At 39.2% G+C, this 22344-nt stretch carries 28 protein-coding genes and 1 other annotated feature; of the genes, 27 read left to right on the top strand and 1 reads right to left on the bottom strand.

The window, feature by feature from the left end; genetic code table 11:
* Positions 1-155: 155 nt before the first annotated feature.
* Positions 156-391, top strand: a binding site (T-box leader).
* A gap of 54 nt (positions 392-445) precedes the next feature.
* The 7 genes from O3793_RS06440 to dltC all read left to right on the top strand — a co-directional run bounded on the left by O3793_RS06440 (position 446) and on the right by dltC (position 7689).
* A complete protein-coding gene (locus O3793_RS06440; RefSeq protein ID WP_371446320.1) occupies positions 446-1555 on the top strand; it encodes a methionine ABC transporter ATP-binding protein in 1110 nt (369 codons plus the stop codon).
* Position 1556: 1 nt separating this feature from the next.
* Positions 1557-2252 carry a methionine ABC transporter permease gene (locus O3793_RS06435; RefSeq protein ID WP_371446319.1) on the top strand — a complete coding sequence of 232 codons (696 nt, stop codon included), beginning with the start codon at positions 1557-1559 and terminating at the stop codon, positions 2250-2252.
* Between the two features lie 232 nt (positions 2253-2484).
* The gene (locus O3793_RS06430) at positions 2485-3348 is read left to right on the top strand and encodes a MetQ/NlpA family ABC transporter substrate-binding protein (protein ID WP_285251632.1); all 864 of its coding nucleotides are present in this window, start codon (positions 2485-2487) and stop codon (positions 3346-3348) included.
* 106 nt (positions 3349-3454) lie between these two features.
* Positions 3455-4621: a M20 family metallopeptidase gene (locus O3793_RS06425; protein ID WP_371446318.1), complete on the top strand. Its 1167-nt coding sequence runs from the start codon at positions 3455-3457 to the stop codon at positions 4619-4621.
* 183 nt (positions 4622-4804) lie between these two features.
* Positions 4805-6283, top strand: a complete 1479-nt coding sequence (gene dltA, locus O3793_RS06420) for a D-alanine--poly(phosphoribitol) ligase subunit DltA (RefSeq protein WP_371446317.1) — start codon at positions 4805-4807, stop codon at positions 6281-6283.
* 3 nt (positions 6284-6286) lie between these two features.
* On the top strand, positions 6287-7447 hold the full coding sequence (dltB, locus tag O3793_RS06415) for a D-alanyl-lipoteichoic acid biosynthesis protein DltB (protein ID WP_371446316.1): 1161 nt from the start codon (positions 6287-6289) through the stop codon (positions 7445-7447).
* A gap of 11 nt (positions 7448-7458) precedes the next feature.
* Positions 7459-7689 carry a D-alanine--poly(phosphoribitol) ligase subunit DltC gene (gene dltC, locus O3793_RS06410; protein ID WP_371446315.1) on the top strand — a complete coding sequence of 77 codons (231 nt, stop codon included), beginning with the start codon at positions 7459-7461 and terminating at the stop codon, positions 7687-7689.
* 50 nt (positions 7690-7739) lie between these two features.
* On the opposite strand, the gene O3793_RS06405 is transcribed toward dltC, so the two are convergent.
* Entirely contained in the window at positions 7740-8984 is a 1245-nt protein-coding gene (locus tag O3793_RS06405) for a CapA family protein (RefSeq protein ID WP_371446314.1), read from the bottom strand.
* A gap of 198 nt (positions 8985-9182) precedes the next feature.
* On the opposite strand from O3793_RS06405, the gene O3793_RS06400 reads away from it, so the two are divergent.
* The 20 genes from O3793_RS06400 (at position 9183) to rpsQ (ending at position 22332) form a co-directional block, all read left to right on the top strand.
* Positions 9183-10079 carry a hypothetical protein gene (locus tag O3793_RS06400; RefSeq protein WP_371446313.1) on the top strand — a complete coding sequence of 299 codons (897 nt, stop codon included), beginning with the start codon at positions 9183-9185 and terminating at the stop codon, positions 10077-10079.
* A 111-nt stretch (positions 10080-10190) separates the two neighbouring features.
* Entirely contained in the window at positions 10191-11048 is an 858-nt protein-coding gene (gene fba, locus O3793_RS06395) for a class II fructose-1,6-bisphosphate aldolase (RefSeq protein WP_371446312.1), read from the top strand.
* Between the two features lie 174 nt (positions 11049-11222).
* The gene (locus O3793_RS06390; RefSeq protein ID WP_371446311.1) at positions 11223-11489 is read left to right on the top strand and encodes a tryptophan synthase alpha chain; all 267 of its coding nucleotides are present in this window, start codon (positions 11223-11225) and stop codon (positions 11487-11489) included.
* Complete coding sequence (locus O3793_RS06385) at positions 11431-11727, top strand: helix-turn-helix transcriptional regulator (RefSeq protein ID WP_239681736.1); 297 nt, start codon at positions 11431-11433, stop codon at positions 11725-11727. Before O3793_RS06390 ends, O3793_RS06385 begins: the two co-directional genes overlap by 59 nt.
* Positions 11728-11848: 121 nt before the next feature.
* On the top strand, positions 11849-12082 hold the full coding sequence (locus O3793_RS06380) for a DUF2922 domain-containing protein (protein WP_298730590.1): 234 nt from the start codon (positions 11849-11851) through the stop codon (positions 12080-12082).
* A 316-nt stretch (positions 12083-12398) separates the two neighbouring features.
* Positions 12399-12812, top strand: a complete 414-nt coding sequence (gene rpsL / locus O3793_RS06375) for a 30S ribosomal protein S12 (protein ID WP_005607493.1) — start codon at positions 12399-12401, stop codon at positions 12810-12812.
* Positions 12813-12855: 43 nt separating this feature from the next.
* Entirely contained in the window at positions 12856-13326 is a 471-nt protein-coding gene (rpsG, locus tag O3793_RS06370) for a 30S ribosomal protein S7 (protein WP_005607491.1), read from the top strand.
* Positions 13327-13397: 71 nt separating this feature from the next.
* Positions 13398-15485, top strand: a complete 2088-nt coding sequence (fusA, locus tag O3793_RS06365; protein WP_371446310.1) for an elongation factor G — start codon at positions 13398-13400, stop codon at positions 15483-15485.
* A 152-nt stretch (positions 15486-15637) separates the two neighbouring features.
* Positions 15638-16825, top strand: a complete 1188-nt coding sequence (gene tuf, locus O3793_RS06360) for an elongation factor Tu (protein ID WP_288295285.1) — start codon at positions 15638-15640, stop codon at positions 16823-16825.
* Positions 16826-17249: 424 nt separating this feature from the next.
* Complete coding sequence (rpsJ, locus tag O3793_RS06355; protein ID WP_039849279.1) at positions 17250-17558, top strand: 30S ribosomal protein S10; 309 nt, start codon at positions 17250-17252, stop codon at positions 17556-17558.
* Between the two features lie 25 nt (positions 17559-17583).
* Positions 17584-18216, top strand: coding sequence for a 50S ribosomal protein L3 (gene rplC, locus O3793_RS06350; protein WP_005607483.1), 633 nt, complete (start codon positions 17584-17586; stop codon positions 18214-18216).
* A 25-nt stretch (positions 18217-18241) separates the two neighbouring features.
* Positions 18242-18865: a 50S ribosomal protein L4 gene (rplD, locus tag O3793_RS06345; protein ID WP_048710367.1), complete on the top strand. Its 624-nt coding sequence runs from the start codon at positions 18242-18244 to the stop codon at positions 18863-18865.
* Entirely contained in the window at positions 18865-19155 is a 291-nt protein-coding gene (gene rplW / locus O3793_RS06340; protein ID WP_005607479.1) for a 50S ribosomal protein L23, read from the top strand. Before rplD ends, rplW begins: the two co-directional genes overlap by 1 nt.
* A gap of 44 nt (positions 19156-19199) precedes the next feature.
* Positions 19200-20030, top strand: coding sequence for a 50S ribosomal protein L2 (rplB, locus tag O3793_RS06335; RefSeq protein ID WP_175814556.1), 831 nt, complete (start codon positions 19200-19202; stop codon positions 20028-20030).
* Positions 20031-20084: 54 nt separating this feature from the next.
* Entirely contained in the window at positions 20085-20366 is a 282-nt protein-coding gene (gene rpsS, locus O3793_RS06330; RefSeq protein WP_048710361.1) for a 30S ribosomal protein S19, read from the top strand.
* 19 nt (positions 20367-20385) lie between these two features.
* Entirely contained in the window at positions 20386-20742 is a 357-nt protein-coding gene (gene rplV, locus O3793_RS06325) for a 50S ribosomal protein L22 (RefSeq protein ID WP_005607473.1), read from the top strand.
* A gap of 3 nt (positions 20743-20745) precedes the next feature.
* Positions 20746-21408 carry a 30S ribosomal protein S3 gene (rpsC, locus tag O3793_RS06320; protein WP_005607471.1) on the top strand — a complete coding sequence of 221 codons (663 nt, stop codon included), beginning with the start codon at positions 20746-20748 and terminating at the stop codon, positions 21406-21408.
* 2 nt (positions 21409-21410) lie between these two features.
* Entirely contained in the window at positions 21411-21845 is a 435-nt protein-coding gene (gene rplP, locus O3793_RS06315) for a 50S ribosomal protein L16 (protein ID WP_005607470.1), read from the top strand.
* Positions 21835-22041 (top strand): 50S ribosomal protein L29, encoded by a 207-nt coding sequence (gene rpmC / locus O3793_RS06310; RefSeq protein WP_371446309.1) that lies wholly within the window; start codon positions 21835-21837, stop codon positions 22039-22041. Before rplP ends, rpmC begins: the two co-directional genes overlap by 11 nt.
* Positions 22042-22065: 24 nt before the next feature.
* Positions 22066-22332, top strand: coding sequence for a 30S ribosomal protein S17 (gene rpsQ, locus O3793_RS06305; RefSeq protein WP_039849226.1), 267 nt, complete (start codon positions 22066-22068; stop codon positions 22330-22332).
* Positions 22333-22344 lie beyond the last annotated feature (12 nt).

Here is a 22344-nt window from a genome sequence, read left to right as displayed (position 1 = left end):
GTTGTCATTCTCATTGTACAAGAAAATGAAAGGCTAGAAAAATATTAGCTATTATATAGTAGTTTTAAAACTGATATAACCAATAGTTATAACCGGCAATAAAAAAGTGTTAATTGACTAGAAGGTGGTTTGTTGGTATCCTATTAACATGTTTATAAGACACGTTGATGAGAAGAGTAAAAGTGGAACTTTTCAGTAGAGAGTCTCGGGTGGTGAAAAGAGACATGAGTGGAAGCTTTGAAGATGGCCTCGGAGTGTTAATCGTTGAATGATTAGGCGATTACGGGTAAGCCCGATACAGCTTTCTGTTTTGATTGAAACAGACGGAGATAGTATTTGTGAGAATACTATAAACAAAGGTGGTAACACGAGAATTTGACTCGTCCTTTTGCTAACCCATGTTAGCGAGGGACGATTTTTGTTTGAAGAAAAGAAAGGAGAACACATGATTAAATTAGAAAATATCGACGTGACCTTTACGCAAGGCAAGAAAGTCGTAAAAGCCGTTCGAAATGTTTCTGTCGATGTGGAAGACGGGGATATCTATGGAATTATCGGATATAGTGGCGCTGGTAAAAGTACTCTAGTTCGTACTATTAACTTACTGCAACGTCCTACTAGTGGAAATGTGGAAGTCAATGGCGTAGATTTATTGAAATTGAAACCAAATGAATTGCGTGATGCACGTAAGAAAATTGGGATGATTTTCCAACACTTCAACTTAATGAATACGTTAAGCGTCTTTGACAATGTGGCTTTCCCGCTGAAAAAAGCGAAGAAACCGCTAGTGGAAGAAGGAGAAACAGCTGTTGATCCAACCGCGGAACCAAAATTGGTGAAGTTAACGAAGAAAGAAATTAAAGAGAAAGTTGATTCTCTACTGCAATTGGTTGGTCTTGAAGATAAGGCAAATAGCTATCCAAGTCAACTCTCTGGGGGACAAAAACAACGTGTGGCGATCGCCCGTGCGTTAGCTAATGACCCAGACGTATTGCTCTGTGATGAAGCGACAAGTGCGCTTGACCCTAAAACAACATACTCAATCTTAGAGTTATTGAAGAAAGTTAATGAGCAATTAGGAATTACGATTGTGATTATCACGCATGAGATGCAAGTTGTTAAAGAAATCTGTAATAAGGTTGCCGTAATGGAAGACGGTGAAGTGATTGAGCAAGGAACAGTGCTTGATATCTTCACAAATCCACAACGCAACTTAACAAAAGACTTTATCGATACAGCAACGCATATCAACCAAGGAATTGAAACAGTTATCTCACACGAACAGTTATTGAATCTGAAAGATGGAGATTACTTAGTGAAAATTTCATTCGTCGGTGCTTCAACAGGGGAACCGTTGATTACGAAATTATCGACTCAATTCCAAGTAGCAGCGAACATCTTATTCGCGAACGTGGAAATCATCCAAGAGACTCCAGTTGGGACATTATTGGTTGGTCTCTCTGGTGAAAAAGAAAGCATCGAAAATGCACTTTCTTACATTAAAGGACAAGGTGTGTCTGTTGATGTTTTAGAAGAAGCAAAGGGAGGTGCCTAAGATGAATTTATTAGCCTTTATTGATTTTAAAACTTGGTTTCCAAACATCGATGCCAAAGTATGGGCGGAAATTCAAAAAGCCACATTTGATACATTAATCATGGTTGGTTTAACAGGTTTAATCGCCGGAATCTTAGGAATTGCCTTAGGGGTGACACTAGTTGTAACACGTGAAGGAAACATCCTTGAAAACAAACCATTGTACTTGATACTTGATAAAGTCGTGAACTTATTCCGTTCAATTCCATTTATCATTCTTGCCATGTTACTGATTCCAGTAACTCGTGCAATCGTAGGAACAACCATTGGTATTCCAGGAGCGATTGTTCCGCTAGTATTCGCAACCGTTCCATTCTATTCTCGTCAAGTGCAATTAGCGTTGACCGAAGTAGATAAAGGGGTTATCGAAGCGAGTGAAGCAATGGGATGTACACCGCTAGAAATTATCTTCCGTGTGTACTTAAAAGAAGGCTTGCCAAGCTTAATCCGTGCAAGCTCACTAACAATTATCAGCTTAATTGGTTTAACAACCATGGCCGGAGCGTTTGGTGCCGGCGGTATCGGTAACGTAGCCATCTCACGAGGTTATAACCGATTCCAAGGAGACGTAATCGTGGTAGCTACAATTATCATGTTAATCATCGTCTTCATCACCCAAGCAATCGGTGACTATTTAGAGAAAAAAACCACTAAATAACAGGATGTGAGTCTTCGCGGTTAGAAATCGACCACTGGACCAAACCAACGCAAGCATCGTTAAAAACGATGTGCGTATGGTTTGGGAAGTGGACGCGATTTCTGCGAAGACGAACTCAACTACACAGGATGTGAGCTTTCGAGCCCAACAGCCCGAGTTCAACTACACCAGGATGTGAGACATCTCATCCAAAAACAAAAAATCAAACCAACACAAAAAGGGGAAAAACAAAATGAACATTAAAAAATTATTCGTAGCTGCAGCGGCAGCATTAACATTAGCAGCATGTGGAGCTGCACAAACATCAAACTCATCAAGCTCAGCTTCATCAGAAGCAAAACAAGAAAACAAACACGTTAAAATCGGGGTTAACGCAGGGAACCACGAAGTTTGGGACGATGTAATTGCTCGCTTGAAAGAAAAAGAAGGTATTGAAGTTGAATTAGTAGAATTCACTGACTACGTACAACCTAACCAAGCGTTAGAAAACGGCGACGTTGACTTGAACTCATTCCAAACAATTATTTACTTAGAACGTTTCAACAAAGAACAAGGAACACACATCAAACCAATCGGATACACAGTTATTGCTCCAATGGGTGTTTACTCTAAGAAAATCAAAAACGTAAGTGAATTAAAAGATGGTGATACAATTGCTATTCCTGAAGATACTTCAAACAACTCACGTGCATTACGTTTACTACACGCAGCTGGCGTAATCAAATTAAAAGATCCTAACAACACTTTAGCAACTAAAGATGACATCGTTGAAAATCCTAAAAACATCCAAATCAAAGAATTACCTGCTGGACAAACAGCTCGTGCTTTAGATGATGTTGCTGCTTCATTAATCAACAATGGTTTCGCTGTTGAAGCTGGATTCCAACCAACAAAAGACTCTATCTTTATTGAACAAATTACTGATTCTTCACAACCTTACTACAACGTAATCGCTGCTAAAGAAGGTAACGAAAACAATGAAGTTTACAAAAAAATCGTAGAATACTACCAATCACCAGAAACAGCTAAGAAAATCGAAGAAGTTTCAAAAGGTGCTAACGTACCAGTTTGGGAAAAAGCTAAATTAAACAACTAGGATGCGAGAAAAAGCAAAATGTAACATATATGTTACATTTAGAAAAAACAAACCTTAAGAGGCGTGCTTAGCATGCCTCTTTATTCAATGAAAGAAGGCAAAGACGATGAGCGAAATTAAACAAAAAGCACAAGCGTTAAACGAATATCTTGTCGCAACAAGAAGACATTTTCACGAAAACCCAGAATCAAGCTTAAAAGAGTACGATACTGCTGCCTACATTCAAAAAGAATTAACTGCATTTGGAATCCCATTTGAAAAAGTGGCCGAAACAGGGACGTTAGCTATTATTAAAGGTGGTAAAGGAGAAGGAAAGACCGTTTTACTTCGTGCCGATATCGATGCACTAGAACTTCCTGACTGCACTGGTAAACCTTATGCGTCTAAACGTCCAGGATTAAACCATGCTTGTGGACATGATGCGCATACGACAATGGGTCTAGGGACGGCTAGAGTCTTGAATGAATTGAAAGATTCGTTTGCAGGAACTGTCTTAATCGCGTTCCAACCTGCAGAAGAAATCGGTGCGGGAGCGAAGCAATTTGTCGCTTCTGGAAAAATCGATAATATCGATGAATCTTTTGCGATTCACGTCAATTCAGGACTACCCGTTGGATCGTTTGCGGTGGAAGGTGGACCAGTGAATGCTTCGTGTGATATTTTCAAAATCAAAATCACAGGAAAGAGCGCTCACGTAGGTCGTCCTCATTTAGGACATGACGCGCTAGTAACAGCCAGTGAAGTTGTTGTTGCATTGCAAACCATCGTCGCTCGCGAAGTAAATCCAATCGACCGTGCTGTTGTCGGCATCGGTAAATTAAATGCGGGAACTCGCTACAATATCGTAGCAAACGACGCTGAAATCGAAGGGACGATTCGTGCATTTAGCCACGAAACACGTGCTCATTTGAAAGAAGCGGTAACGCGTATCGCTAAAGGAATTGCTGAACTCAATCGTTGCGAATTTGAAATCGATTGGTATGATGCGGCAGCTCCAGTGATTAACACACCAGAGTTAGCAGAAGAATTCCAAAAGGTAGTTGCAAAAGTAGAAGGAATCGACAACCTGATTACAAAATACGAATCATCTATGGGTGCCGATGATTTTGCGGACTACGTAGTGAATAAACCTGGTGTTTATGGCTTACTTGGTAGCCAATCTGGAGAAGAGACAGCTTATGGACACCACCATGAAAAATTCGATATCGATGAGCGTGTATTAGCGCTTGGTGTTGAAATTGAAGTGAAGTATTTCTTAAGCAGACTTGCTTAAAAATGAGTGGGAAGGGGCGAAATGGTTTTCGGCCTCTTTTTCATTTTAAAACGTTAAAAAACTATAATATTTCTTGAAATGTAATAGGCAAGAAAGAAGCCGTATGCTATAATTCTTTTGTGTCTGAAAATAGAACAGTTGTTTTTCAGAAAGAGATTTTAAAAAGGTGCTCGGGAGCGGATTATGAAACCATTATTAGAACAATTAGAACTAAATACGAAACAAGATAAAGTTGTTTACCGACACGATTTAATGCCGGAAGAAGAGTTGACAGCAAGCCTTGTCTGGGAGTATTCAGATAAGCTAGCGGCATACTTGCATGAGACATACAAAGGGGATAAATCTCCAATCGTAGTCTATGGTCATAAGCATCCGTTTATGTTGGTGTACTTTTTGGCTTGTGTAAAATCAGGTCATGCCTATTGCCCAGTTGATGTAAATACACCAATCGACCGCGTTGAAGATATTATCGCAACAGTGAAGAGTCCAGTCGTGCTCGTGAGTGAAGATATTTCACTAGATGCATCAACGTTGACAGTTCCTGAAGCTAAAGAAGTGATTGCTTCAACGACGGAACGTATTTCAAAAGAGCATTATGTTCAAGGGGAAGATATTTTCTATATTATCTTTACTTCTGGAAGTACAGGGAAGCCAAAAGGAGTTTCGATTACTTACAATAACTTGAACCACTTCTTAGATTGGTATACGGGTTATTACAAAGAGAAAGGACCACAAGTCTTTCTTGGACATCCGCCGTTCTCATTTGATTTATCAGTGATGTCACTTTGGCCAGCACTTTATATGCATGCACCACTTGTTCAAATTGATAAAGAGCACTTGCAAGATTTCAAAGTGTTATTTAAAACATTAGAAGTGTCTAAAGCAACGGTGTGGATTTCAACGCCATCGTTTGCGGAAATGTGCTTAGTGGATCCAAGTTTCAACCAAGATTTGCTTCCTGAATTAGAACAGTTCGTGTTCTGCGGAGAGAAGTTATTCAGTACAACCGTTGAAAAATTAATGGAACGATTCCCACGCGCAGAAGTGGTAAACACATATGGCCCAACGGAATCGACGGTTATGGTCACTTGGATGCCATTAACAAGAGAATTGTTAGAGAAGTATCCAGATAATCTACCAGTGGGTGTGATTAAGCCTGGAACAACCGTGTTAATTGATGGTCCAGAAAGCGGAGAAATTATCATTTATGGGAATACAGTAGCAAAAGGCTATTATGAAAATCCTGAAATGAATGCGAAACATTTCTTTGAAGTAGATGGTGAGCGTGCATACCGTACAGGGGACGTGGGACACTTTGAAGGAGATTTATTGTTCTGCGAAGGACGAATCGATTTCCAAATCAAATTACATGGTCACCGTATCGAGTTGGAGGATATTGACAATAACTTATTGAAGAATCCGAAAATTCGTCAGGCCGCAACGGTTCCTTCGATGGCAGATGGGAAAGTAAAATCCATTACTTCGTTTGTCGTGTATAATGAACCAATTGAAAAACGTTTTGAAACAGTTAAACTCGTGAAAAAAGAATTGGCGCAACATGTGCCGGAATATATGATTCCAAAGAAAGTCGTCTTCTTAGACGAGATGCCGTTGAACAATAACGGTAAAATTGATAAAAAACAATTAAAGGAGCTTGTGTAGTCGATGCATTATTTTGAAGGTCTCTCTTTCTTTATGACGCTAGGATTCGTATTAATCGTGGCGTTCATACTAAATGTCTTTCAAAAATCTACGTATTATCTATCATTACTATTCTCATTAGTGATGGTCTATTTCGTGTTTATCAAAACGCCAGACCAACTGATTGCGTTATTGGGATTTGTAGTGTTAGGGTATATTTTGATGCAGTTGACCTCTAAGCTTAAAGAGCGGAAGAAGACGATGCCGATGATGGTATTGCTAGCGGGATTACCGTTAATTGTGGTGAAATTATTGCCTGTATTTAAGGTGAATGGATTTGGATTTTTAGGAATTTCATATATGACCTTCAAATTAGTCCAAATCATTATCGAGATGTATGACGGGTTGATTGAAAAGCCGATCTCTGTTCTCGATTACACACATTTCTTGTTATTCTTTCCAGCGCTCAGTTCCGGACCGATTGACCGTAGTCGCAGATTTATGGACGATTGGCACAAACAAAGAAGCCGAGGAGAGTACTTAGAACTCGCAGGGACAGGTATTTTTAGATTAGTTTTAGGTTTATTCTATAAATTGGTATTATCCGGAATGGTATTCCAACATATGAATGGACCGATGGGGAAAGACGTGACCTATCTCATCGGGTATATGTATCTTTACACCGCATACTTGTTCTTTGATTTTGCTGGATATAGTTTAATGGCGGTAGGGGCAAGTAATATTCTTGGTGTTGAAACGCCAATGAACTTTAACTTCCCATTTATCAGTATCGATATTAAAGACTTCTGGAACAGATGGCATATTACGCTATCGACATGGCTGCGTGACTTTGTGTTCTCACGTGTTGTAATGCGATTCATGCGTAAGAAAGTCTTCAAGAAGAGACTGACGACGGCGATGGTGGCCTATATGATCAATATGACCTTCATGGGATTTTGGCATGGGGTGACGCTGGACTACATCATCTACGGTGTGTATCACGGAGTGCTGATGGCGTCATTTGAATGGTATCAGAAGAAGTCGAAGTTTTATAAGAAAAACAAGAATAAGACATGGTATAAAATCACAAGCTGGCTCATTACGATGCATTTAGTAATGTTAGGATTCTTGATTTTTTCAGGAAAACCATTATTATGGATAAGTAAATTAATTTCAATGCAATAGGAGGGATTTCCGTGGAAGAAAGAATTTTAGAAATTTTAGAAGAAATTTGCGAAGATGAAGTAGTATACGAAGATAAAGACATCAACTTAAAAGAAGAAGGGTTAATGGATTCATTAGCATTCGTTGAACTTCTTGTTCGCTTAGAAGAGTTCGGTATCGAAGTGGCTCCAACAGAAGTGACTTACGAAGAAATCGATACTCCAAATAAAATTATTAAACACGTTTCAGAACGTGTTGGTTAATTTGAAATAGTAAAAGGCGCTTCCTGTGAGGGGAGCGCCTTTTTGTGTGTTTAGAATTTAATATTTAATAGTTCGTTTACTTCGGTATAAGCAGATTGGATTCGCTCAAGCGTTTCTTTATCGACGGTATGCTCTAGAGGCCCGCCTGGGATATAGTTTTCAGCAAGAAAGACTTGGTAGTCGTAGGCAGGGCCTCCCATAAAACTGCGGTCAATTTCAGTCCGTGAAACCCATGTTGGATGAGCTTTAACACTTGTGAGTGTTGTCTTCCCATTTTCTTTTTCGATGGTGATGTCCATAATCACACCACGCTCGGTCCAGATATTTTCCAAAGTTTCGACGCGTTGATTCGAAAGAAGATTTCCCATTGAGTAGATGATAAATTTCTTTTCACCGTCTTTTGTGATCGTTTCGGTCGGTTCAATCACGTGTGGGTGTCCGCCAAAAATGACATCGGCACCCCATTCGATCATTTGGTGATACGTATCAATTTGTCCTTGTGTTGGATGAAGGTGGTACTCTTCTCCCATTTGTGGCAACACAATCGTAAAATCGGCAATTTCTTCAGCGCGCTGGATGAGCTGTTTCACCTTTTGCATGTTCAAATCGTATAAGTGGTTGTTATATTCTTCGTCGGTAAGGCTTGCTTCGATTCCGTTGAAGCCATACGCAAATCCAAGGATAGCGACTTTAATGCCATTGACTTCTTTTACAAGAATGCCTTCTGATGGGTCGACTTTTACCCCGAAAATATCAAGTCCGTTTTTGCGGAAAGCATTGGCTGTGTATTTCAACCCTTCGATGCCTGTATCAAGAATATGATTATGCGCTAAGTCGAGTACATCGTATCCGGCGTCCTTAATACTCTGAATCACTTCTTCGGGCGCGTTAAAAATCGGATAACCAGCAAGAGGTTCGTTTGGATTGATGGTTCCTTCGAAATCGCCGATTGCAAGGTCTGCGCTGGATACGAGAGGTGTAATTTGCTCGTAGTCGTTTTTGAAATCATATGATGTCCCATCAAATGCACTTCCATAAACAATATCATGATAGAGCATATCTCCGCTTGCGGTGATGCGAGCAACTTGCTTATTCGTTGGTGGTGACTGCGGGTTATTTGGTGTGGAAGCATCTTGATTTTGTTCAGAGGATGGTTTCGCGGTTTGAACGGTCTCTATATTTTCTTGTGCAGAAGGGCGCGTAACAAATCCTGCTGCAATCGTAAATACAGATAAGATACAAATCCCATAAAATTCCATTCGCTTTATTTTGTCGCTCTGTGAATTACCTCTCATAAATTCCCCTCCAATACCTGTTGTAACTGTATTATACTCCGAATTAATTCCTATTTAAATAGTAATTTTGGAATATGAAGAAATAAATAATTTAATCACAATCCCTCTAGAATTACTCGGTGGATAGCTATATAATTTAGTTGAAGGCAGTAGTTGATAGTTTTTTGTAGGAAATTGTTATAGGAAGGGTGTAGGGTGATGGATAAGTCAAATAGGTTTCTGATAAGAATTTTCTCTTGTTTTGCTGCTTTGATTATTTTAGTTCTAGTGCGGTTTAGAGTAGCTAGTGTGTATGGAGATACGGTAACCTCGATTCATTCTAGGGACGAGATTGTTCATCTAGAAGAAGAAATTCTTAATATGTCACGCGATGGTGACGAATATATAGAAGGTGTTGATTTTGAACATGCGGTCGAGACGTACTATGACGTTCCGCTGTTTAAAGAGGAAAAGAATCTAGATAGCGAAGAAATTGAACGTCTCGTAACAGATAGTCACTACAAATGGGTGGTCCCGATAAAGAATCCTTCATTGGAGAAAGAGGCGTATCTTTATATAGGAGGCCCAGCCAATTCTTCGGAAATAGAGACCAAAGTGAAGCAGGGATATTTGACAAAAGAAGAAGGAGAAAAACTGATTCAGTCACAAGGGAAATGGACGGTTGCCTATGTAAGCACTTATGAGAAGAATGCGCATTCAATTATAAAAGTGGCTCAGGAAGTGATTGCCAGAGAGGATTTGAATGTTGAAAAGATTTTGTTTGTTGTGCCAAAAGGACTACAAGTCCCGGTGGTGCTTATAAAAGTGGATGGAGTTTATAAAGTATTGTTTCATGAATTTCCTTTAGTAGAAGGAGGTATCTCAAATGTAAAAGGCGAGCTATCTCTAGATAAGTTCTATCCATTTAACGAGGCTAAGGAAGTAGTGCGTGAGTTTGCTAAGGAACGTCATATAGGTTCAACGAATGGTAATGCAAGTCCGAACGGAGTGGTTATTCCATGGAGAGAGTCTTCCATTGTTGTGGTAGGTATAGGGGTTGCTGGATTCGTCCTTTATAAACTGTTTCGAAAAAAAGAGAGCGCAACCAAAGCATGATAAACCTTAAGAAACTGTAATAAAACGACAAAGGGTGGAAAAATGAAAGAAAATAAGTTATAATAAGACCGTTAAAAATAAATGCTGTAAGCATCAAGGAGGAACTAAAACATGAGTCGTTTAGTAAGCATGACTGAAATGTTACAAAAAGCTAAAGAAGGTAAATACGCTGTTGGTCAATTCAACATCAACAACTTAGAATGGACACAAGCAGTATTAACAGCAGCTCAAGAAGCTAACTCACCAATTATCTTAGGTGTATCTGAAGGCGCTGGTAAATACATGGGTGGTCCTACAGTTGTTTCTGCTATGGTAAATGCATTATTAGATGCAATGAACGTCACTGTTCCAGTAGCATTACACTTAGACCACGGTTCTTCAGTAGAAGTATGTAAACAATACATCGACGCTGGATTCAGCTCAGTAATGTTTGACCACTCTCACTTCCCAATCGATGAAAACATCGAATTAACTAAGGAAGTTGTAGAATATGCACATCCAAAAGGAGTTTCAGTTGAAGCTGAAGTAGGTACTGTAGGTGGTACTGAAGATGGCGTAACTGGAGGAATCAACTACGCTGACTTAAACGAATGTGTACGTATGGTTAAAGAAGCTAAAATTGATGCATTAGCAGCAGCTTTAGGTTCAGTTCACGGAACTTACTCAGGCGAACCAGTTTTAGGTTTCGATGAAATGTTAGCTATCTCAGAAGCTACAGGTGCTCCATTAGTATTACACGGTGGATCAGGTATCCCAGAATACCAAATCAAAAAAGCAATCGAACGTGGACATGCTAAAATCAACGTTAACACTGAATTACAACAACAATGGACAGCAGCAGTTCGTGCTAAATTAAATGCAGACGCTGGTGTTTATGACCCACGTAAAATTATCAAACCTGGTTTCGATGCAATCGTTAAGATTACAAAAGAAACAATGGACATCTTCGGTTCAACAGGAAAAGCTTAATAATCACTATTTTGAGGCAGGCGATTTCGCCTGTCTCTTTTTAATTAGACCAATAAATATCCACTGGCTAAGCCGGTGGATATTTATTTGAGCAAAATAATACTATAAAAGAGCAAGATTATCATATGTGATAATTATCATATATGATAATTTTAAGGTGTGGAGGTGGGAGAGATGAAGCGCAAGTTTAAAATCGAAAAAGATATGGTAGATCAGCTAGATGAGTATTCATACGAAGAAAAAGTAAAGTATGCAGCCATATTAAAAATACTGCAAGAAGATGGATTAACAGAAGAGATGATTCAAAAATGGGGCCGATGGTATAAAGGGAAACACGGATTGCTAATAACCCTTTCAAAAAATGTTAAGGAGGAGATAGACGATGGGGACGTACCTAACTTCAAAACTTTGCAAGCTTTCATCAGAATATCCGACGTTTGAGTATGATTTAGAAAAGGAAATGATGATGCAGCGAGTTGCGTTACAAATGACAAAGTTACAAACGGTGACAGGACTTTCTTTAGAAGATTTTGCAAAAGAAGTCGATCTTAAAGCATCAAATCTTTCGAGATTGCAGAGCGGAGACCATAATCCAACTATTCTTACTCTGTTGGATTTAGCTTATCGATGTGGATATGATGTAGAAGTGAAAGTAAAAAAGAAAAAACTGCCTAAGTAGCATTACAAAATTACAATTGTTCACAGAAAAAATCTCTTAGAGCATAGCAATTTAACTCCTAAATTTGTTTTTATAAGTGTAAGACTTATTAGATTATGAATAGAAATGAGGAGGAAAAATTATGACACATCATACATTTGTTGAGAAGAAACTGCATTTACGATTCAAAGGGAGTGACAGAAAAACAAAGAACCTGATTATTTCACGTCCTAAGGATAAATTAAAGAAGGATTCAGCTAATATAGCAATGGAGAGTATTATAGAAGCTAATCTTTTTGAAAAAGACGGAGTACAATTGTATGAAGGCCGAAGAGATGCTTATTATAAGACGCGGAGAGTGGATGTCTTTCTTTAACAACAATAAATAATCGAATAAATATCCACCGGCTAAGCCGGTGGATATTTATTTGTGGAGTAAGTTACTTCTATATAGATTGTACCGAATAAGAGGGAACATTTTCTCTTAAGAAAATTCTTGACGTGTTGAAGGAGAAATGCTATTCTATTAGAGGTGCTTTTATACCTGATTCCTGATAAGTAATCAAATCAGTCGTGCTGACTGGTAAGAAGGCCATTTTATGAGACAGTGATGTCTTTTAATTTTTAACAAAAAATGGTCCGCCCGGAAGTGTGGACCAAGAAGAACCCGTTAGGGAAGGAGGAAGAGCTTAATGCCAACTATTAACCAATTAGTCCGTAAACCTCGTAAATCAGCAGTTGAGAAATCAGCTTCTCCAGCGTTAGGTAAAGGCTATAACAGTTTCAAAAAATCACAAACGAATACAAACTCTCCACAAAAACGTGGTGTATGTACTCGTGTAGGTACTATGACACCTAAAAAACCTAACTCAGCGTTACGTAAATACGCACGTGTACGTTTATCTAACTTAATCGAAGTAACTGCGTACATTCCAGGTATCGGTCACAACTTACAAGAACACAGCGTTGTGTTAATCCGTGGTGGACGTGTAAAAGACTTACCAGGGGTACGCTACCATATCATTCGTGGTGCTTTAGACACTGCAGGAGTTAACAACCGTATGCAAGGTCGTTCTAAATACGGTACTAAACGTCCTAAAAAATAATTTTAAAAAATAAAACACTCATTAAATGAAAGGAGGATTATAAATGCCTCGTAAAGGTCCTGTCGCAAAACGTGATGTTTTACCTGATCCAATTTATAATTCAAAATTAGTTACTCGTTTAATCAACCGTTTAATGGTAGATGGAAAACGTGGTAAAGCTGCAACAATCTTATATAACGCATTTGATATCGTTAAAGAAAAAACTGGAAACGATCCAATGGAAGTTTTTGAACAAGCAATGAAAAACATTATGCCTGTTCTTGAAGTTAAAGCTCGTCGTGTAGGGGGCTCTAACTACCAAGTTCCTGTGGAAGTTCGTCCAGACCGTCGTACTACATTAGGTTTACGTTGGTTAGTAAACTACTCACGTCTACGTGGTGAAGACACAATGGAAGTTCGTTTAGCTAAAGAAATTATGGATGCTGCGAACAACACTGGTGCTTCTGTTAAGAAACGTGAAGATACACATAAAATGGCTGAAGCGAACAAAGCGTTTGCTCACTATCGTTGGTAAGATTAAAAAGGTTTTTCAACCTTTTTGGTCTCACTTATTGTTAGAAATATAGAAAGAGGTGTAGAACGAAGATGGCAAAAAGAGAATTCTCTCTTGAAAACACTCGTAATATTGGTATCATGGCCCACATCGATGCAGGTAAAACTACAACGACTGAGCGTGTACTTTATTACACTGGTAAGATCCACAAAATTGGTGAAACTCACGAAGGAGCTTCACAAATGGACTGGATGGAACAAGAACAAGAACGTGGTATCACTATTACATCAGCTGCTACAACAGCACAATGGAAAGGTCACCGTATCAACATCATCGACACTCCAGGGCACGTGGACTTCACAATTGAAGTAGAACGTTCTCTACGTGTATTAGATGGTGCGGTAGCTGTACTTGATGCTCAATCTGGGGTAGAACCTCAAACAGAAACTGTATGGAGTCAAGCTACAACATACGGAGTTCCACGTATCGTATTTGCAAACAAAATGGATAAAATCGGTGCTGACTTCTTATATTCAGTACGTACAATCCACGAACGTTTACAAGCAAATGCACACCCAATTCAATTACCAATCGGAGCTGAAGACAACTTCACTGGTATCATTGACTTAATCAAAATGAAAGCTGAAATCTATACAAATGACTTAGGTACAGATATCCAAGAAACAGATATCCCTGAAGATTTACAAGATTTAGCTGAAGAATGGCGTGAAAAATTAGTGGAAGCAGTTGCTGAAACTGACGAAGCTTTAATGGAACGCTATTTAGAAGGTGAAGAAATTTCAGAAGCTGAATTAAAAGCAGCTATCCGTAAAGCTACATGTGCGGTAGAATTCTACCCAGTATTATGTGGTTCTGCCTTCAAAAACAAAGGGGTACAATTAATGTTAGATGCAGTAGTTGACTACTTACCATCTCCATTAGATGTTCCTTCAATTAAAGGGGTAGACCCTAACACAGACCAAGAAGTAGAACGTCATTCATCTGATGAAGAACCATTCTCAGCATTGGCCTTCAAAGTTATGACTGACCCATTCGTAGGTCGTTTAACATTCTTCCGTGTGTACTCTGGTACTTTACAATCAGGTTCATACGTTAAGAACTCAACGAAAGGTAAACGTGAACGTGTAGGACGTATCCTACAAATGCACGCGAACTCTCGTCAAGAAATTCCAGAAGTATTCTCAGGAGACATCGCTGCTGCAGTTGGTCTTAAAGATACAACTACAGGGGACACATTATGTGACGAAAAAGCTGAAGTTATCTTAGAATCAATGGAATTCCCTGATCCAGTTATCGAGGTTGCTATTGAACCTAAATCAAAAGCTGACCAAGATAAAATGGGTATTGCTTTACAAAAACTTGCAGAAGAAGATCCAACATTCCGTGCTTACACTAACCAAGAAACTGGTGAAACAGTTATCGCTGGTATGGGTGAGTTACACTTGGATATCATCGTTGACCGTATGCGTCGTGAGTTCAAAGTAGAAGCTAACGTAGGTGCTCCTCAAGTATCTTACCGTGAAACATTCCGTGCTTCTACACAAGCTGAAGGTAAATTCGTTCGTCAATCAGGTGGTAAAGGTCAATACGGTCACGTATGGATTGAATTTACTCCTAACGAAGAAGGTGCTGGATTCGAATTCGAAAACGCTATTGTCGGTGGGGTAGTTCCTCGTGAATACATCCCTGCAGTTGAAGCTGGATTGAAAGACGCTATGGAAAACGGGGTATTAGCTGGTTATCCATTAGTTGACATCAAAGCTAAACTTTACGATGGATCATACCATGATGTCGATTCATCTGAAACAGCCTTCAAAGTTGCCGCTTCTATGGCATTGAAAGCTGCTGCTAAGAAAGCTCAACCTGCTATCTTAGAACCTATGATGGCTGTTGAAATTACAGTTCCTGAAGAATACTTCGGAGATGTAATGGGACACGTTAACGCTCGTCGTGGACGTGTTGAAGGTTCTGAAGTTCGTGGTAACGCACAAATCGTTAAAGGTATGATTCCTTTATCAGAAATGTTCGGTTACGCAACTACATTGCGTTCTGCAACACAAGGTCGTGGTACTTTCAGTATGACATTTGACCACTATGAAGATGTTCCTAAGAGCATTGCAGAAGAAATCATTAAGAAAAACGGCGGTAACGGAGAATAATCTCTAGCACTGCATCCTATCAAATGAACTGAATCGACTGGTTATGTCAGTCATAACCAGTTGATTTTTAAGAGAGTTCTTTGGTATAATTACAATCGGTAGATACTGTTATAGAATCTAACAAAACTCAATTATTAGGAGGAATCATTTAAATGGCAAAAGAAAAATTTGACCGTTCAAAACCACACGTTAACATTGGTACAATCGGCCACGTTGACCACGGTAAAACAACATTAACTGCTGCTATTACAACTGTATTAGCTAAGAAAGGTTTCGCGCAAGCTCAAGATTACGGTTCAATCGATAAAGCTCCAGAAGAACGCGAACGTGGTATCACAATCAACACAGCTCACGTTGAGTACGAAACTGACACTCGTCACTACGCTCACGTTGACTGCCCAGGACACGCGGACTACGTTAAAAACATGATCACTGGTGCTGCTCAAATGGACGGTGCTATCTTAGTAGTATCTGCAGCTGACGGCCCAATGCCACAAACACGTGAACACATCTTATTATCACGTCAAGTAGGTGTTCCTTACATCGTTGTATTCTTAAACAAAGTTGACATGGTTGACGATGAAGAATTATTAGAATTAGTAGAAATGGAAGTTCGTGACTTATTATCAGAATACGATTTCCCAGGCGATGACACTCCAGTTGTTGCAGGTTCTGCTTTACGCGCTTTAGAAGGCGACGCTTCATACGAAGAAAAAATCTTAGAATTAATGGCTGCAGTTGACGAATACATCCCAACTCCAGAACGTGACGTTGACAAACCATTCATGATGCCAGTCGAAGACGTGTTCTCAATCACAGGTCGTGGTACTGTTGCTACAGGTCGTGTTGAACGTGGACAAGTTCGTGTTGGTGACGAAGTTGAAATCGTTGGTATTTCAGAAGAAACTTCTAAAACAACTGTTACAGGTGTTGAAATGTTCCGTAAATTGTTAGACTATGCTGAAGCAGGGGATAACATTGGTACATTATTACGTGGTGTTACACGTGACAACATCGAACGTGGACAAGTTCTTGCTAAACCAGGAACAATCACTCCACATACTAAATTCAAAGCTGAAGTTTACGTATTAACTAAAGAAGAAGGTGGACGTCATACTCCATTCTTCACTAACTACCGTCCTCAATTCTACTTCCGTACAACAGACATCACTGGTGTTTGCTTGTTACCAGAAGGCGTTGAAATGGTAATGCCTGGTGACAACGTAACTATGGAAGTTGAATTAATTCACCCAGTTGCTATCGAAAACGGTACTAAATTCTCTATCCGTGAAGGTGGACGTACTGTAGGTGCTGGTTCAGTAGCTTCTATCGAAAAATAATTTTTCTTAAAATTGATTTTCAAGACTATCCAATTTTGGATAGTCTTTTTTTATTAAAATTTTTTAAATTAAAATGTCAGACAATTGAAAGCGAAAAACAAAAATAGTAGTGAAATGTCAAAAACGTTGATTTAACAACGTTTGTAAAGGGTTTAAAACAAAATGAAACACACGGGCGCGTGTGCATAAATAAATGTTGTTAAATCAACGGTTTTCGCTTGCAATCAAAAAAAGAATCTTGTATACTATTAAAAGTGCCGCAGAGGAATGTAAATTCTAAAGCAGCATACCCCCTCTTAAAATAAGAAGGGGAGCTATGAAACGAGAGGTTGCGACACGCCCGGACGCTTTGCCACGAAAGGGTCAAGTCGGAAATTCGCGTGGAGCTAGTCTTATGACAACATTAGACGAAGGAGGAAAGACAATGGCAAAACAAAAAATCCGTATCCGTTTGAAAGCTTACGAACACCGTGCGCTTGATCAATCAGCGGAAAAAATCGTAGAAACAGCAAAAAGAACTGGTGCTAGCGTAGCTGGTCCAATTCCATTGCCAACAGAAAGATCGCTTTACACAGTTATTCGTGCGACTCACAAATATAAAGATTCTCGCGAACAATTTGAAATGCGTACACACAAGCGTTTGATCGACATCGTTAATCCAACGCCAAAAACTGTTGATGCCTTAATGAAGCTTGATTTACCAAGCGGCGTTGACATCGAAATCAAATTATAATAAATAGAAAAATGGAGGTGTAACCATGACCAAAGGAATCTTAGGCAAAAAAGTAGGGATGACTCAATACTTTACAGAAGCAGGTGAACTTATTCCTGTAACAGTAGTTGAAGTAACTCCAAACGTTGTTCTTCAATTAAAAACAATCGAAAACGACGGTTACGAAGCTGTTCAATTAGGTTTCGACGACTTACGTGAAGTTTTATCAAATCGCCCTGCTAAAGGTCATGTAGCAAAAGCAAATGCTACTCCTAAGCGCTTCATTCGTGAATTCAACAATGTCGAGCTTAGCGAGTACGAAGTAGGACAAGAAATTACAGTTGATGTATTCAAAGCAGGAGACATCGTTGACGTAACAGGTACATCTAAAGGGAAAGGTTTCCAAGGTGCTATCAAACGTCATGGACAATCTCGCGGACCAATGGCTCACGGTTCTCGTTACCACCGTCGTCCTGGTTCAATGGGTGGAGCATCATTCCCATCACGCGTTTTCAAAGGTAAAGCATTACCTGGACAAATGGGTGGCGACCGTATCACTATTCAAAACTTAGAAGTAGTGAAAGTTGATGCAGAACGCAATGTAATCTTAATCAAAGGTAACGTACCTGGATCTAAGAAATCATTAGTAGAAATTAAAACAGCAATTAAATCTAAATAATAAATAGGGAAGGAGGAACGAGAGAATGACAAAAGTTACATTATTTAAACAAGATGGAACAACAAACGGAGAAATCGAATTAAACTCAGAAATCTTCGGAATTGAACCAAACGAAAATGTAGTATTCGACGCAGTAATCATGCAACGCGCTTCATTACGTCAAGGAACACACGCTGTTAAAAACCGTAGTGCAGTAAGCGGAGGCGGCCGTAAACCATGGCGCCAAAAAGGAACTGGTCGTGCTCGTCAAGGATCAATCCGTTCACCACAATGGCGTGGCGGAGGTATTGTATTCGGACCAACACCTCGTTCATATAGTTACAAATTACCTAAAAAAGTACGTCGCTTAGCGATTAAATCAGTATTATCACAAAAAGTATTGGATAACAAGCTTGTTGTAGTGGAAGCATTACAATTTGACGCACCAAAAACAAAAGAGTTTGCACAAGTATTGTCTAACTTAAACGTTGATACAAAAGTGTTAGTAGTTGTAGAATCATCAAACGATTTCGCATTATTAGCAGCTCGCAACATTCCAAACGTTACAATCGTTGACGAAACAGATGTTACAGTATTAGACGTTGTAAACAACGACAAATTATTATTCACAAAAGCAGCTCTTTCTAAAGTAGAGGAGGGACTTCAATAATGGATGCACGTGACGTAATCAAACGCCCTATCATTACTGAAGCTTCAATGCTTGCTACTGACGAAAAGAAATACACTTTTGAAGTTGATGTACGTGCTAACAAAATTCAAGTACGTCAAGCCGTAGAAGAAATTTTTGGTGTTAAAGTTGAAAAAGTTAACATCTTAAATGTACGTGCTAAATTCAAACGTGTTGGCCGCTACGGTGGTTACACTAACAAACGTCGTAAAGCAATTGTGAAGCTTACAAAAGATTCAAAAGATATTCAATTATTCGCTGAAGAAGCTTAATCTTCAGAAAGAAAAAACTACTATAATAATAGGAGGAAATAGACGTGGCGATTAAAAAATATAATCCAACCTCAAACGGCCGTCGTAATATGACAGGTTATGACTTCAGCGAAATCACAAAGTCAACACCAGAAAAAACTTTGTTGGAATCATCAAAAAACAACGCTGGTCGTAACAGCCAAGGTAAAATCACTGTACGTCACCAAGGTGGCGGACACAAACGTGCTTACCGTGTGATCGACTTCAAACGTAACAAAGATAACGTTGAAGGTGTAGTTCACTCAATCGAGTACGATCCAAACCGTACAGCAAACATTGCATTAATTCACTATGTAGATGGTGTTAAAGCATATATCATTGCTCCAAAAGGTTTACAAGTAGGACAACGTATCGAATCAGGAGAAAATGCTGATATTAAAGTAGGTAATGCTTTACCATTAGCAAACATCCCAGTAGGTACTGTTATCCACAACATTGAAACAAAACCAGGTAAAGGCGGACAATTAGTTCGTTCAGCTGGTACAAGTGCACAAGTACTTGGTCAAGAAGGTAAATACACTTTAGTTCGTTTGAACTCAGGTGAAGTTCGTATGATTCTTTCAACTTGCCGTGCAACAATCGGTACTGTTGGTAACGAACAACACGAATTAATTAACTTCGGTAAAGCAGGACGTTCTCGTTGGAAACGTAAACGCCCAACAGTTCGTGGTTCTGTAATGAACCCTAACGATCACCCACACGGTGGTGGTGAAGGTCGCGCTCCTATCGGACGTCCAACGCCTGTATCTCCATGGGGTAAACCAGCTCTTGGATACAAAACTCGTAGCAAGAAAGCTCGTTCTAACAAGCTTATTGTTCGTGGTCGTAAAAAATAATTAACTAGATAACAAATCTGATTCTATTAAAATTCTGGAAGGAGGATTTCCGTAATGGGTCGTAGTTTGAAAAAAGGACCTTTCGTCGATGATCATTTGATGAAAAAGGTTGAAGCTGCTCAAGGTAGCGACAAAAAAGTTGTGATCAAAACTTGGTCACGTCGTTCAACAATTTTCCCAAACTTTGTTGGACAAACAATTGCTGTATATGACGGCAGAAAACATGTTCCAGTATATATTCAAGAAGACATGGTAGGTCACAAATTAGGTGAATTCGCACCAACAAGAACTTACCGTGGTCACGTGAATGACGATAAGAAATCTAAACGCAAATAACGAGGGGAGGACTTGAAAAATGTCAGAACAAATCACATCTGCAAAAGCAGTTGCTAAAACAGTTCGTATTGCACCTCGTAAAGCTCGTCTTGTTGTCGATCTAATTAGAGGTAAAAAAATCGGTGACGCAATTTCAATCTTGAAATTTACACCACGTTCTGCATCACCAATCGTAGAAAAAGTTTTAATGTCTGCAATTGCTAACGCTGAACACAATTTCGACTTAGATGTTGAAAACTTATATGTAAGTGAAGCTTACGTTAACGAAGGACCAACTATGAAACGTTTCCGTCCACGTGCTAAAGGTTCAGCTTCACAAATCTTAAAACGCACAAGCCACATCACTGTAGTGGTATCAGAGAAGAAGGAGGGATAATCAGTGGGTCAAAAAATTCATCCATTAGGAATGCGTGTCGGAATCATCCGTGACTGGGATTCTAAATGGTACGCAGAAAAAGATTTCGCAGAATTCTTACATGAAGATTTAAAAATCCGTGATTATATCCGTAAACAATTAAACGAAGCTAGCGTTTCAACAATTGAAATTGAACGTGCTGCTAATCGTGTTAATGTTTCAATCCACACAGCTAAACCAGGTATGGTAATTGGTAAAGGTGGATCTGAAGTAGATAAATTACGTACAAACTTAAACAAACTAACAGGTAAACGAGTTCACATTAACATTGTTGAAATCAAAAAACCTGATTTAGATGCTAAATTAGTTGCTGAAGGAATCGCTCGCGACTTAGAACGTCGTATTGCTTTCCGTCGTGCACAAAAACAAGCAATCCAACGTACAATGCGCGCTGGTGCTAAAGGAATCAAAACAATGGTATCAGGTCGTTTAAACGGTGCCGATATCGCTCGTTCTGAAAGCTATTCAGAAGGAACAGTTCCATTGCATACATTACGTGCGGACATTGATTACGCATGGGAAGAAGCAGATACAACATACGGTAAATTAGGTGTTAAAACTTGGATCTACCGCGATGAAGTATTACCAACAAGAAAGAACAAAAACTCTGAGAAAGGAGGGAAATAAACATGTTAGTACCTAAACGTGTAAAACACCGTCGTGAGTTCCGTGGAAAAATGCGCGGGGAAGCTAAAGGTGGTAAAGAAGTAGTATTCGGTACATACGGTTTACAAGCAACAGAATCTCACTGGATTACAAACCGTCAAATCGAAGCAGCACGTATCGCTATGACACGTTACATGAAACGTGGTGGGAAAGTATGGATTAAAATTTTCCCTCACAAATCATACACAGCTAAAGCTATCGGGGTTCGTATGGGTTCTGGTAAAGGGGCACCTGAAGGATGGGTTGCACCGGTTAAACGCGGTAAAGTGATGTTTGAAATCGCTGGCGTATCAGAAGAAGTAGCACGCGAAGCTTTACGTTTGGCATCACACAAATTGCCAGTTAAAACAAAATTTGTGAAACGCGAAGAAAATGGTGGTGAATCGAATGAAGGTTAATGAACTTAAGAAAGAACTTAAAGGGTTATCCACTGCTGAACTTGTTGACAAAGAAAATGAATTAAAACAAGAACTATTCAACTTACGATTCCAACTTGCTACTGGGCAATTAGAAGGTACAGCACGCATTCGTGAAGTACGTAAACAAATTGCGCGTATCAAGACTGCATTGCGTCAAGAAGAATTGCAAAAATAATCATCAGCAAAGGAGGCAATGAACATGACTGTAGAACGTAACCAACGTAAAGTATATCAAGGACGCGTTGTTTCAGATAAGATGGACAAAACGTTAGTAGTTGCAATCGAAACTTACAAACGTCACTCAACTTATGGTAAACGTGTTAAATATACGAAAAAATTTGTAGCTCATGATGAAAATAACTCAGCAAAAGTTGGGGACATTGTTAAGATTATGGAAACTCGTCCATTGTCAAAAACAAAACGTTTCCGCTTAGTTGAAATTGTTGAAGAAGCAGTAATTATTTAATTTCAAATTGTG

The sequence above is a fragment of the Granulicatella sp. 20925_1_28 genome (genome assembly GCF_041433575.1).
In the GTDB taxonomy this organism is placed as follows: domain Bacteria; phylum Bacillota; class Bacilli; order Lactobacillales; family Aerococcaceae; genus Granulicatella.
This window is presented reverse-complemented; position numbering and strand designations above follow the sequence as displayed.

Bases quoted from the DNA above. Each gene is read 5' to 3' on its own strand.
- O3793_RS06440 (WP_371446320.1), top strand. From the start codon at position 446: ATGATTAAATTAGAAAATATCGACGTGACCTTTACGCAAGGCAAGAAA.
- O3793_RS06435 (WP_371446319.1), top strand. From the start codon at position 1,557: ATGAATTTATTAGCCTTTATTGATTTTAAAACTTGGTTTCCAAACATC.
- O3793_RS06430 (WP_285251632.1), top strand. From the start codon at position 2,485: ATGAACATTAAAAAATTATTCGTAGCTGCAGCGGCAGCATTAACATTA.
- O3793_RS06425 (WP_371446318.1), top strand. From the start codon at position 3,455: ATGAGCGAAATTAAACAAAAAGCACAAGCGTTAAACGAATATCTTGTC.
- dltA (WP_371446317.1), top strand. From the start codon at position 4,805: ATGAAACCATTATTAGAACAATTAGAACTAAATACGAAACAAGATAAA.
- dltB (WP_371446316.1), top strand. From the start codon at position 6,287: ATGCATTATTTTGAAGGTCTCTCTTTCTTTATGACGCTAGGATTCGTA.
- O3793_RS06405 (WP_371446314.1), bottom strand. From the start codon at position 8,984: ATGAGAGGTAATTCACAGAGCGACAAAATAAAGCGAATGGAATTTTAT.
- O3793_RS06400 (WP_371446313.1), top strand. From the start codon at position 9,183: ATGGATAAGTCAAATAGGTTTCTGATAAGAATTTTCTCTTGTTTTGCT.
- fba (WP_371446312.1), top strand. From the start codon at position 10,191: ATGAGTCGTTTAGTAAGCATGACTGAAATGTTACAAAAAGCTAAAGAA.
- O3793_RS06390 (WP_371446311.1), top strand. From the start codon at position 11,223: ATGAAGCGCAAGTTTAAAATCGAAAAAGATATGGTAGATCAGCTAGAT.
- O3793_RS06385 (WP_239681736.1), top strand. From the start codon at position 11,431: ATGGGGACGTACCTAACTTCAAAACTTTGCAAGCTTTCATCAGAATAT.
- O3793_RS06380 (WP_298730590.1), top strand. From the start codon at position 11,849: ATGACACATCATACATTTGTTGAGAAGAAACTGCATTTACGATTCAAA.
- rpsL (WP_005607493.1), top strand. From the start codon at position 12,399: ATGCCAACTATTAACCAATTAGTCCGTAAACCTCGTAAATCAGCAGTT.
- rpsG (WP_005607491.1), top strand. From the start codon at position 12,856: ATGCCTCGTAAAGGTCCTGTCGCAAAACGTGATGTTTTACCTGATCCA.
- fusA (WP_371446310.1), top strand. From the start codon at position 13,398: ATGGCAAAAAGAGAATTCTCTCTTGAAAACACTCGTAATATTGGTATC.
- tuf (WP_288295285.1), top strand. From the start codon at position 15,638: ATGGCAAAAGAAAAATTTGACCGTTCAAAACCACACGTTAACATTGGT.
- rpsJ (WP_039849279.1), top strand. From the start codon at position 17,250: ATGGCAAAACAAAAAATCCGTATCCGTTTGAAAGCTTACGAACACCGT.
- rplC (WP_005607483.1), top strand. From the start codon at position 17,584: ATGACCAAAGGAATCTTAGGCAAAAAAGTAGGGATGACTCAATACTTT.
- rplD (WP_048710367.1), top strand. From the start codon at position 18,242: ATGACAAAAGTTACATTATTTAAACAAGATGGAACAACAAACGGAGAA.
- rplW (WP_005607479.1), top strand. From the start codon at position 18,865: ATGGATGCACGTGACGTAATCAAACGCCCTATCATTACTGAAGCTTCA.
- rpsS (WP_048710361.1), top strand. From the start codon at position 20,085: ATGGGTCGTAGTTTGAAAAAAGGACCTTTCGTCGATGATCATTTGATG.
- rplV (WP_005607473.1), top strand. From the start codon at position 20,386: ATGTCAGAACAAATCACATCTGCAAAAGCAGTTGCTAAAACAGTTCGT.
- rplP (WP_005607470.1), top strand. From the start codon at position 21,411: ATGTTAGTACCTAAACGTGTAAAACACCGTCGTGAGTTCCGTGGAAAA.
- rpmC (WP_371446309.1), top strand. From the start codon at position 21,835: ATGAAGGTTAATGAACTTAAGAAAGAACTTAAAGGGTTATCCACTGCT.
- rpsQ (WP_039849226.1), top strand. From the start codon at position 22,066: ATGACTGTAGAACGTAACCAACGTAAAGTATATCAAGGACGCGTTGTT.